Annotated in this window: 11 protein-coding genes; 8 read left to right on the top strand and 3 right to left on the bottom strand. The window is 54.3% G+C overall.

Annotation, left to right across the window (positions count from 1 at the left end; translation table 11 throughout):
* Positions 1–216: 216 nt before the first annotated feature.
* Both JUK32_RS00645 and JUK32_RS00640 read left to right on the top strand, forming a co-directional pair.
* Positions 217–810 carry a chromophore lyase CpcT/CpeT gene (locus JUK32_RS00645; protein WP_204136936.1) on the top strand — a complete coding sequence of 198 codons (594 nt, stop codon included), beginning with the start codon at positions 217–219 and terminating at the stop codon, positions 808–810.
* A gap of 40 nt (positions 811–850) precedes the next feature.
* Positions 851–1,681: a TlyA family RNA methyltransferase gene (locus JUK32_RS00640; RefSeq protein ID WP_204136935.1), complete on the top strand. Its 831-nt coding sequence runs from the start codon at positions 851–853 to the stop codon at positions 1,679–1,681.
* A 59-nt stretch (positions 1,682–1,740) separates the two neighbouring features.
* Here the strand turns inward: JUK32_RS00640 and tkt are convergent, their stop codons facing one another.
* The 3 genes from tkt to acpP form a co-directional block, all read right to left on the bottom strand.
* Positions 1,741–3,741: a transketolase gene (gene tkt, locus JUK32_RS00635; protein ID WP_204136934.1), complete on the bottom strand. Its 2,001-nt coding sequence runs from the start codon at positions 3,739–3,741 to the stop codon at positions 1,741–1,743.
* Between the two features lie 263 nt (positions 3,742–4,004).
* On the bottom strand, positions 4,005–5,258 hold the full coding sequence (fabF, locus tag JUK32_RS00630) for a beta-ketoacyl-ACP synthase II (RefSeq protein WP_204136933.1): 1,254 nt from the start codon (positions 5,256–5,258) through the stop codon (positions 4,005–4,007).
* 79 nt (positions 5,259–5,337) lie between these two features.
* Positions 5,338–5,583 (bottom strand): acyl carrier protein, encoded by a 246-nt coding sequence (acpP, locus tag JUK32_RS00625; RefSeq protein ID WP_204136932.1) that lies wholly within the window; start codon positions 5,581–5,583, stop codon positions 5,338–5,340.
* Between the two features lie 715 nt (positions 5,584–6,298).
* Between acpP and psaC the strand changes: the two genes are divergently transcribed.
* The 6 genes from psaC (at position 6,299) to coaE (ending at position 9,375) form a co-directional block, all read left to right on the top strand.
* Positions 6,299–6,544, top strand: coding sequence for a photosystem I iron-sulfur center protein PsaC (psaC, locus tag JUK32_RS00620; RefSeq protein WP_072041292.1), 246 nt, complete (start codon positions 6,299–6,301; stop codon positions 6,542–6,544).
* Positions 6,545–6,722: 178 nt separating this feature from the next.
* The gene (locus JUK32_RS00615; RefSeq protein ID WP_204136931.1) at positions 6,723–7,040 is read left to right on the top strand and encodes a hypothetical protein; all 318 of its coding nucleotides are present in this window, start codon (positions 6,723–6,725) and stop codon (positions 7,038–7,040) included.
* Between the two features lie 72 nt (positions 7,041–7,112).
* Positions 7,113–7,478 carry a cupin domain-containing protein gene (locus JUK32_RS00610; protein ID WP_204136930.1) on the top strand — a complete coding sequence of 122 codons (366 nt, stop codon included), beginning with the start codon at positions 7,113–7,115 and terminating at the stop codon, positions 7,476–7,478.
* A gap of 86 nt (positions 7,479–7,564) precedes the next feature.
* Positions 7,565–7,903, top strand: a complete 339-nt coding sequence (locus tag JUK32_RS00605) for a hypothetical protein (RefSeq protein WP_204136929.1) — start codon at positions 7,565–7,567, stop codon at positions 7,901–7,903.
* A gap of 99 nt (positions 7,904–8,002) precedes the next feature.
* Positions 8,003–8,806, top strand: coding sequence for a uroporphyrinogen-III synthase (locus JUK32_RS00600; protein ID WP_204136928.1), 804 nt, complete (start codon positions 8,003–8,005; stop codon positions 8,804–8,806).
* A complete protein-coding gene (gene coaE, locus JUK32_RS00595) occupies positions 8,782–9,375 on the top strand; it encodes a dephospho-CoA kinase (RefSeq protein ID WP_204136927.1) in 594 nt (197 codons plus the stop codon). Before JUK32_RS00600 ends, coaE begins: the two co-directional genes overlap by 25 nt.
* Positions 9,376–9,510: the final 135 nt, after the last annotated feature.

Below are 9,510 nucleotides of genomic sequence, written 5' to 3'. Positions count from 1 at the left end.
TCAACCTACCAGTATCGAAAGTTGAGCGGAGTCGAAACTCGGTTCATGGGGATCTTTTTTGCGCGCAAGTCCCTTAGCGAAGAGGTTCACAACCAGAGGACCGAACTCTGTCTAGAAACTCCCCACCCATTCACCCACCACTCATCTACCCATTCACTCCTCTCCCACTTCCCCCAATCTCGTAAAATAGAACCCGTTAGTTTTAGCGCCGCACCCATGACACATTCGACGGATATTGCCACCCTTGCCCGCTGGATGGCCGCCGACTTTAGCAACCAGCAGCAGGCGTTTGATAACCCGCCGCTGTACGCTCATATTCGAGTCTGCATGCGACCGCTGCCCCCCAGTTTGTTGGATGGCACAGCCTTGTATCTGGAGCAGGCCTATGATTTTTCCTTACAACAGCCCTATCGGGCGCGAGTGTTAAAGCTCCTGGCAGTGGATAATCGGATCGAGATTGAAAACTACACCATCAAAGACGTTGAAAGCTTATACGGCGCAGCTCGCGATCGCGACAAATTGGCTGAGCTGACCCGCGATCGCTTGGAATTCATGCCCTGCTGCAACATGCATGTAGAGTGGACGGGACATGGCTTCAAAGGCCAAGTCGAACCGGGTAAAGCCTGCATGGTCGAGCGCAACGGTAAAGTGACGTATCTCGACAGCGTGTTTGAAATTGATGGCGAGAAGTTTCAGAGTTGGGATCGAGGCCGTGATCCGGCCACCGATGAACATTTGTGGGGAGCCCTCGCGGGGCCGTTTTATTTTACTCGGCGTGCTAGCTTTGCCGACGAAGTGACGGTCGGCTAACGTGAGGACTGCTGCTCTTCGCATTTACTGAATCCTGTGCATGGCTAAACAACGACTCGATATGCTGCTGGTGGAGCGGGGATTATGCGAAACGCGCCAACTGGCTCAACGTTGGATTCGCGCTGGGGAAGTGCAAGTCAACCATCAGGTTGTGGATAAGCCCGGCACCCCGATCGCTTTGGATGCGGCAGTGACTGTCAAACCGCGATCGCGGTTTGTTTCCCGAGGCGGTGAGAAGTTGGTGAAAGCGCTGGAAGCCTTTGACATTGCCGTCCGCGATCGCGTTTGTTTGGATGGCGGCATTTCCACGGGCGGCTTTACCGATTGCCTGCTGCAAGCTGGGGCCGCGCGAGTCTACGGCATTGATGTCGGCTACGGTCAGGTTGCCTGGAAACTCCGCCAAGATCCCCGTGTGGTTTTGCGAGAGCGGACAAATCTGCGGCACCTCATCCCCGAAGAACTGTACGAGGAAGCTGCCATCCGACCCGATTTCGGGGTCATGGATGTTTCTTTCATTTCCCTGCCGAAGGTGTTGCCCGCCTTCTGGGACTTGTTAATAGCCCCTCGTGAGGTGGTGCTGCTAGTGAAGCCGCAGTTTGAAGTGGGGCGAGACAAGATCGGCAAAAAAGGGGTAGTGAGATCGCCCCAAGACCAAGCAGACGCCATTTGGCAGGTGTTGCAGGCGGCTAGGGCGTTGGGGTGGGGCGATCGGGGCCTCACCTTTTCCCCCATCGTTGGCCCCGCTGGCAATATTGAGTTTTTGCTCTGGCTCGATATGGCATCCGCATCAGTTTCGAGCCAAGACGATGCACCGTTAACCCCAACAGCAATTTTAGACATGACAAAACAGGCCCAAGCAGAACTTGCTTGAGCCTGTTGAAAGCATATGCGTTACCCATTTATCAGGGGCAACCCAGCGTAATTAGTCATCTACAGCGCGTTCGCTTTAGCGACCACGTTATCCACGGTGTAGCCAAACTTTTCTAAGACGGTCTTGCCAGGAGCTGAGGCCCCAAAGCGCTCAATGCTGATGACATCGCCTTCGCCACCCACATACTTGCACCAGCCCATGCCAATGCCTGCTTCCACCGCCAAGCGCTTGGTGACGGCCTTGGGGAACACGGACTCTTGATAAGCCGCATCCTGGGCATCAAACCGTTCCCAAGAGGGCATAGAAACGACGCGCACTTTCTTGCCTGCAGCGGTCAATTGCTCAGCCGCAGTCACGCACAGTTCGAGTTCGCTACCGGTGCCAATCAAGATTAGGTCGGGAGTACCGTCACTATCCGAGATGATGTACGCTCCTTTGGCTACACCTTCAACCGAAGTACCTGCAATTTGAGGCAAGTTTTGGCGAGACATAGCCATCAGCGTGGGGGCTTTACGACTCTCAATGGCGACCTTATAGGCACCAGAGGTTTCAGTCCCATCGGCCGGTCGAATCACGGTGAGATTAGGAATTGCTCGCAGGGAAGCGATCGTCTCTACCGGCTGGTGGGTCGGGCCATCTTCGCCCAAACCAACGGAGTCATGGGTGAGGACGTAAATCACTCCAGCTTGCGAAAGCGCTGAGAGCCGAATCGCTGCCCGCATGTAGTCGGCAAAGACCAGGAAAGTAGCGCAATAGGGGATCAAACCCGAATTGTGCAGGGCGATGCCGTTACAAATGGCCCCCATGCCATGCTCGCGCACCCCAAAGCGGATGTTGCGGTTTTCGTAGGCCCCCTTTTGAAAGTCGCCCGACACTGTCATGAAAGTGTTGTTGGACTTGGTCAGGTCAGCGGAGCCACCGATGAGTTCTGGCACCACCGGAGCCAAGGCATTTAGAGTGGCCTCGGACGTTTTGCGGGTCGCGATCGCTTTGTCGTCGGTGGTATAAGTCGGCAACGCATCAGCCCAGTTTTCCGGCAACTTGCCCGATAGCATCCGCTCAAACAAAGCAGCTTCTTCGGGATACTTAGTGCGATAGGTCGCCAGGGTTTCTTCCCATTCAGCCTGCAAACTAGCGCCCCGATCAACCGCCTGGCGCAGGTGGCTTAACGCATCTTCCGGAATTTCGAAAGAACCATAGCTCCAACCCAAAGCATCACGGGTGAGCTGGATTTCATCAGCGCCCAACGGTGAACCGTGCACACCAGCGGTATCCGACATGTTGGGCGAACCGTAGCCAATGGTGGTGGTCACCTTGATCATGGTCGGCTTGTCGGTCACGGCCTTCGCTTCTGCAATGGCCTTGCCGATCGCGTCTAGATCGGTGTTGCCATTTTCCACATGCAGCACATGCCAACCGTAGGCTTCAAAGCGCTTGGAGACGTCTTCGGTAAAGGCAATATCCGTAGAGCCGTCAATGGAAATGTGGTTGTCGTCATACAAAGCAATCAGCTTACCGAGGCCTAAGTGACCTGCTAGAGAGCAGGCTTCACCCGAAACCCCTTCCATGTTGCAGCCGTCGCCCAAGATGACATAGGTGTAGTGATCCACAATCTCGGCATCGGGCTTGTTGAAGCGGCTCGCCAAGTGAGCTTCGGCCATGGCCAAGCCCACACCGTTACAAATGCCTTGCCCCAATGGCCCAGTGGTGACTTCGATACCAGGCGTTTCAAAGTTTTCGGGGTGACCGGGGGTCGTGGAGCCCCATTGCCGAAATTGCTTGATATCGTCCAAGGACACGCTGTCATAGCCCGTGAGATAGAGCAGCGCATACTGCAACATACAACCGTGACCAGCAGACAGCACGAAGCGATCGCGGTTAAACCAGTTGGGGTTTTTGGGATTAAAGCGCATCACCTTATCCCACAGTACATAGGCCATTGGTGCAGCACCCATGGGCAAACCAGGGTGGCCAGAATTAGCCTTCTGAACAGCATCAATGGCCAAAAATCGGATCGAGTTCACGCAAAGCGCTTCTAAAGATTGGGATGCGACAACCATAAACCTACTACTCAAAGACGGGACAACACTTAGCCGGGCCTCGTGCCCTTCCATGGCAGGCGCTTACTAATACAGGCTGCTGTAGCAGCTCACAAGCGACTCCTGCCCTATCATCTCATTCGCTTTGCGGTCTCACAAGCTCACCGCTAACGGCTCCATCAAGCCGCAAAATGCCAAGAGACAACTGGAACGGGCAACCAGACACAAACCCAAGATTCAATAATTTTCGATAAGTTAATATACTCACCGTTCAAATTGTAACGTTAGTCACGGTATTTCTGAAAGACCAGTGTCACGTTATGCCCACCAAACCCAAAAGAATTGGACAAGGTCACATTCACCGGCATTTGCCGCGCCTGCTTGGGGACGTAGTCCAGATCGCAGTTATCGTCTGGATTTTCGAGATTGATGGTGGGAGGCACTTGATCATGTGCCACCGTCATGGCTGCCGCCACCCCTTCAATACCACCAGAGCCGCCCAGCAAATGTCCTGTCATCGACTTGGTCGAGCTCACGGCAATTTGATAAGCGTACTCTCCTAATGCGGTCTTGATGGCTTGAGTTTCCGTCGGATCGTTGGCCGGAGTGCTGGTGCCGTGGGCGTTCACATAACTGACTTGCGCGGGGGTAATGCCCGCATCTTTGAGAGCGAGCTGAATGCAGCGAGCCGCCCCAGCGCCACCGGGAACCGGCGCGGTCATATGGTAAGCGTCACAAGTCATGCCGTAGCCGATAATTTCGCCGTAAATTTTGGCACCACGACTAAGGGCATGATCGAGGGATTCCAAAATCAGGATGCCGCAGCCTTCACCAATTACAAAGCCGTCGCGATCGCGATCGAAGGGCCGACTAGCCGTTTGCGGATCCTCATTACGCACCGACAAAGCCCGCGCCGAGGCAAAGCCCGCCACCCCCAAAGGCGTAATGGCAGCTTCAGTACCGCCACAAATCATGGCCTGGGCATAGCCCTGCTGCACGAGACGAAAAGCGTCACCGATCGCATTAGAGCCCGCCGCACAAGCCGTCACCGGACAAGAGTTTGGCCCTTTGGCCCCCGTCTGAATAGCGGTCAGCCCAGCGGCCATGTTGGCAATCATCATCGGCACCATGAAGGGGCTACAACGCCCTGGCCCCCGATTGAGATACACCTCTTGCTGGTCTTCCATGACTTTGAGGCCGCCAATGCCAGTACCAATCATGACGCCAATTTGCTCAGCGTTGAGATCATTAATTTCTAGCTGAGCATCGGCGAGCGCTTGTTTGCTGGTGGCCACAGCGAACTGAGAAAAGCGATCCATCCGCTTGGCATCTTTGCGATCCATAAACTGAACTGGATCAAAGCCTTTGACTTCAGCGGCAATCCGGGTCGTATGTTTGGCAGCATCAAAATGCGTGATCGGCCCCACACCAGACTTACCGGCTAGCAGCGCTTGCCAGTAACTGTCTAAGTCATTGCCGATGGGCGTCGTGGCTCCCAAACCGGTAATCACGACTCGCTTTTTTTCCAACTCTGTCATGGCTCACCTACAAAGCAGGCACACATTTCAGCTATTCAACGTGTCTCTGCGTTACAACATGGTCAAGTAAGGGCGATCGCTATGCGGCCTTTTTGTCGTTGATAAAGTCCACAGCGGCTTGTACCGTGCCAATCCCCTCAGCAGCTTCGTCGGGAATTTCGATATCAAACTCTTCTTCCAGGGCCATAACGAGCTCGACCGTGTCTAGCGAATCGGCTCCCAAATCGTTAGCGAAGCTGGCTTCGGGCTTGACTTCCGCTTCATCGACCCCGAGCTGCTCAGCCACAATTTTCTGTACTTTCTCGAAAACCGGTTCCTGACTCATAGTTCAATCCCTTCCCAGAACACAAAATTAAACACCTCTAAAACCTAAACCACGAGTGCGACACAAAATCAAGCCAAGCGTTTTGGTTTGAGGCATCCCTAAATATTATCGGAAAGCGTACCGGGTCTTGCTGAGGATTTTAGGAATCCGGCTCCAGTGCCGCGATCGAGCCAGGCAAATTATTCAAGCTGGCGTTCGAGCATATCGACTCGACGGCCCGAACAATCCCCTGAGCCCTCAGCCCATTTGAGCGGCAAGCATGATCCGACAAAAAGTCATAGCTGCTGTACGCGGTCTCGGGGGCGGCAACTTGCGGGCATGCCCCCCCGAGACCGATACGGCAGAGAGACGATTGCGGCTTCTCGGGCCAGCCTGTTGAACCTGTTGACAGGGATGCACAGGCGCGGGATTGACGATCTGGACAATCCCATTGCGAGGGAGCAAGGCCATGCTCGCCCTGCTAACATCCTCATACAGCCGCGCTGTATTGACCGACTTCAATACCTCACCCTCGGCACGCCCCCAAAACCGCAGTCAATATTACATTCCATAAACTTTTATGGGATCAGGCGAAGTCCGGGAAAACAGACCCCTTAAACTGGCTATCAAGATTGGAGAACCCTTGCTGTTTATTCGTTTCAAAGCGTTGCCATTATTTGCAGCACTTTGCAACGAGTTTTTGAATGTCCCGTTTAACATTGGAGCCTTCATTTCAATGTCTCATTCCGTCAAAATTTACGATACTTGCATTGGCTGTACCCAGTGCGTTCGCGCTTGTCCTACTGATGTGTTGGAGATGGTGCCTTGGGATGGCTGCAAAGCCGGCCAAATCGCCGCTTCACCTCGGACTGAGGACTGCGTCGGTTGCAAGCGGTGTGAAACTGCTTGCCCCACCGACTTCTTGAGCGTCCGCGTTTACCTGGGGGCAGAAACCACCCGCAGTATGGGTCTGGCTTACTAATTCATTTGTCATGCCTCATGCAAACTGGTTATCTGCACGTCAGGTAGCCAGTTTTTTATTTTGACCATGAAATTTGACCGCATTACACCCGCTTTGCCCTGGGGTTATATTGATTAAACTCTATACCTAGAATTGAGCTAGGGTGTAACCTCTGCCGTCTACAGTTTGTTTGCTGGTTATGGCTCAAGTTCTCAATTTTCTGATTTTTGTGGCGCATACTTTGCTCCAGGCCATTCAGCCCTTTTTGGTGCCCATTTGTTTTGTGGTGGCCTGGGTGACGCTGCTGTTTGGGGCGTGGAGTGTCTGGTCAGTCCTGTGGGATGGGTTTCGGCGCGCCCAGCAAATGCACCAGATTCCTTGTTCGGAGTGTCAGTATTTTTCGGGCAACTATTTGCTGAAGTGTCCTCTACACCCCAAAGAGGCGCTGTCAGAAGCCGCGATCGGCTGTCGTGATTTTGAGTCCACACGCCTGGAGTGGCCCTTGCCCAAGGTGTAACGTGCTGAGGGCTTTGGTAGCTGAGGGTTGCCCCCTTAGGATGGGAAGGTAAATCGAGAATTGTGATCGCCCATGCTTGTCAGAAATTTGAACGATTGTGAAATGTTCATCGCGGGTGACAACACCCAACTTCGAGAACTGCTGCATCCCGATAAGCAACCGCTCGACCTACGCTACAGCCTGGCCCACGCCCTGGTGCCAGCGGGGCAAACGTCGATCGACCATGCGTTGACCACCTCCGAGGTTTACTACATCTTGAGTGGTCAGGGCAATATGCACATTAATGAAGCAGTGCAGGCAGTCAGCGCGGGCGATGCCATCTACATTCCGCCCAACGCACGGCAACACATTCACAACACCGGGCAAGAGCCTCTAGTGTTCATTTGTATCGTCGATCCGGCGTGGCGAGCCGAAGACGAGATAGTTTACACGGATTAAAGCGATGTCTGGCAAAAGTCCCTCTAGTATTGTCACGCAGTTGTCCCCTGCTCGTCTCTTGTCATGTCGCCGCTATCCGACAAGAGATGGTCGATATTTTTACAATATTGCTGTCGAGAGAATGGCAATCAGCCGTGGCCACTGCTTGTTCTGGAGAATGTCCGCTCTGTGGGCGATCGCTCAAGCTCACCTTCCATCACCTGATTCCCAAAAAGCTGCACCGCCGCACTCGCTTTAGGAAAACCTATTCCAAGGCGGAGTTAAGTCAAGGCGTCTGGATTTGTCGGCTGTGCCATGACGGGATTCACGATCATTACGACGAAATGGCCCTGGCAAAGCACTTCCCGACGCTAGAACAGATCAAAACCGATCCCCATATTCAGCGCCATGCAGAGTGGGTCGCGAAACAGAAAGTGCGGTTTTGAAAGGGGCAGGGGGGCAAAAGAGGCAAGTCCCTGCGGCTGAGGTCAGACACTGCGGCGGCAGGTCGTAAACTAAAAGATGCGGTTTTGTGGTCTGGATGTATGGCTCGGTTACAGTCGGCTCACTCCCCCATTACAGCGCTAGTGACGCGATCAACGGGCCAATCCAGTCAATTCACAAAATTGCTAGAGGCGGCGGGCATCCAGGTTTTGGAAATGCCAGCCTTAGAGATTCAGCCCCCCTCGACCTGGCAACCGCTGGATGAGGCGATCGCTCACCTCCACACCTACGACTGGCTGATTTTGACCTCGGCCAATGCGGTCACGTTTTTCTGGCAACGCTTGCAGCAAGTGGGCAATCCGGCGGATCTCGACTCGGTAAAACTGGCGGTGGTAGGCAAGAAGACCGCGAGCGTGTTGCAACAGCAAGGATTTCAGGCGGATTTCATTCCCCCCAACTTTGTCGCGGACTCCCTCGTGGCGACTTTTCCCGAGTCGGTGCAGGGCCGAAAACTTTTGTTTCCCCGAGTCGAAAGTGGCGGGCGGGCGGTGTTGGTCAAAGAAATGACGGCAGCGGGAGCCACAGTGACGGAAGTGCCAGCTTACGAGTCGGGCTGTCCGCAGACTCCTGACCCAGAGGCGATCGCGGCCCTCCAGGCCCAACAAATCCACGTCATCACCTTCGCCAGCTCCAAAACGGTGCGTCACACCTGTCAGCTCTTGCAGCAGGGGTTGGGAACCCACTGGGCGGAGGTTTTGCAGACGGTGGCGATCGCGTCCATTGGCCCCAAAACCTCCGACACTTGCCAAGAACTGCTGGGGCGGGTGGATATTGAAGCGACTGAATATACTCTGGAAGGACTCACGCAAGCGATCACAGAATGGGCCAGCGCATCATCGGACTAACAGGAGGCATCGCCACGGGCAAGTCAACGGTGGCTGAGTATCTGGCCGCTCAATATCACTTGCCGATCTTGGATGCCGACTTGTATGCGCGGCAGGCAGTAGCACCGGGTTCACCGATATTGGGGGCGATCGCGGCTCGTCATGGCCCAGCAATCTTGCTAACCGACGGCACGCTCAATCGCGCCCGACTTGGCCAAATTGTATTTAGCGATGCCGCCGAAAAGGCTTGGCTAGAGCAACAGATCCACCCTTTTGTTCGCCAATGCTTTGCCACCGCCATGGCACAACTATCGGGGGCGACGACAGTAGTGCAGGCCATTCCCCTGCTATTTGAGGCCGATTTGACCGATCAGGTGACCGAGATTTGGGTAGTTACCTGTACTCCTGAAACGCAACTACAGCGGCTGATAGCCCGTAACCAACTCACCCCAACAGCCGCAGCAAGGCGGATCGCAAACCAGTGGCCCTTGGCTGAAAAAGTAGATCGCGCCAATGTGGTTTTAGATAACGAGACCACACGGCCCCGGCTTTATCAACAAATCGACGCCGCTTTGCGGGCGACAGTATAAGCGGCAGAACTCATACAGCTTCAGATATTGGGCAAAGCCAATTCTCCTCTCAAAAGCTGCTACTAAGTACACATAAATCCCTCCTGGGCTAGTGACCATCCCTGAAAGATGGCCTCAAATTTCCTGAGCCCCTGG

This window comes from Halomicronema sp. CCY15110, from assembly GCF_016888165.1.
Taxonomy (GTDB): Bacteria; Cyanobacteriota; Cyanobacteriia; order Phormidesmidales; family Phormidesmidaceae; genus Halomicronema.
The sequence above is the reverse complement of the archived record's forward strand: the minus strand, read 5'-3'. Positions and strand labels throughout refer to the sequence as shown.

Bases quoted from the DNA above. Each gene is read 5' to 3' on its own strand.
- JUK32_RS00645 (WP_204136936.1), top strand. From the start codon at position 217: ATGACACATTCGACGGATATTGCCACCCTTGCCCGCTGGATGGCCGCC.
- JUK32_RS00640 (WP_204136935.1), top strand. From the start codon at position 851: ATGGCTAAACAACGACTCGATATGCTGCTGGTGGAGCGGGGATTATGC.
- tkt (WP_204136934.1), bottom strand. From the start codon at position 3,741: ATGGTTGTCGCATCCCAATCTTTAGAAGCGCTTTGCGTGAACTCGATC.
- fabF (WP_204136933.1), bottom strand. From the start codon at position 5,258: ATGACAGAGTTGGAAAAAAAGCGAGTCGTGATTACCGGTTTGGGAGCC.
- acpP (WP_204136932.1), bottom strand. From the start codon at position 5,583: ATGAGTCAGGAACCGGTTTTCGAGAAAGTACAGAAAATTGTGGCTGAG.
- psaC (WP_072041292.1), top strand. From the start codon at position 6,299: ATGTCTCATTCCGTCAAAATTTACGATACTTGCATTGGCTGTACCCAG.
- JUK32_RS00615 (WP_204136931.1), top strand. From the start codon at position 6,723: ATGGCTCAAGTTCTCAATTTTCTGATTTTTGTGGCGCATACTTTGCTC.
- JUK32_RS00610 (WP_204136930.1), top strand. From the start codon at position 7,113: ATGCTTGTCAGAAATTTGAACGATTGTGAAATGTTCATCGCGGGTGAC.
- JUK32_RS00605 (WP_204136929.1), top strand. From the start codon at position 7,565: ATGGTCGATATTTTTACAATATTGCTGTCGAGAGAATGGCAATCAGCC.
- JUK32_RS00600 (WP_204136928.1), top strand. From the start codon at position 8,003: ATGGCTCGGTTACAGTCGGCTCACTCCCCCATTACAGCGCTAGTGACG.
- coaE (WP_204136927.1), top strand. From the start codon at position 8,782: ATGGGCCAGCGCATCATCGGACTAACAGGAGGCATCGCCACGGGCAAG.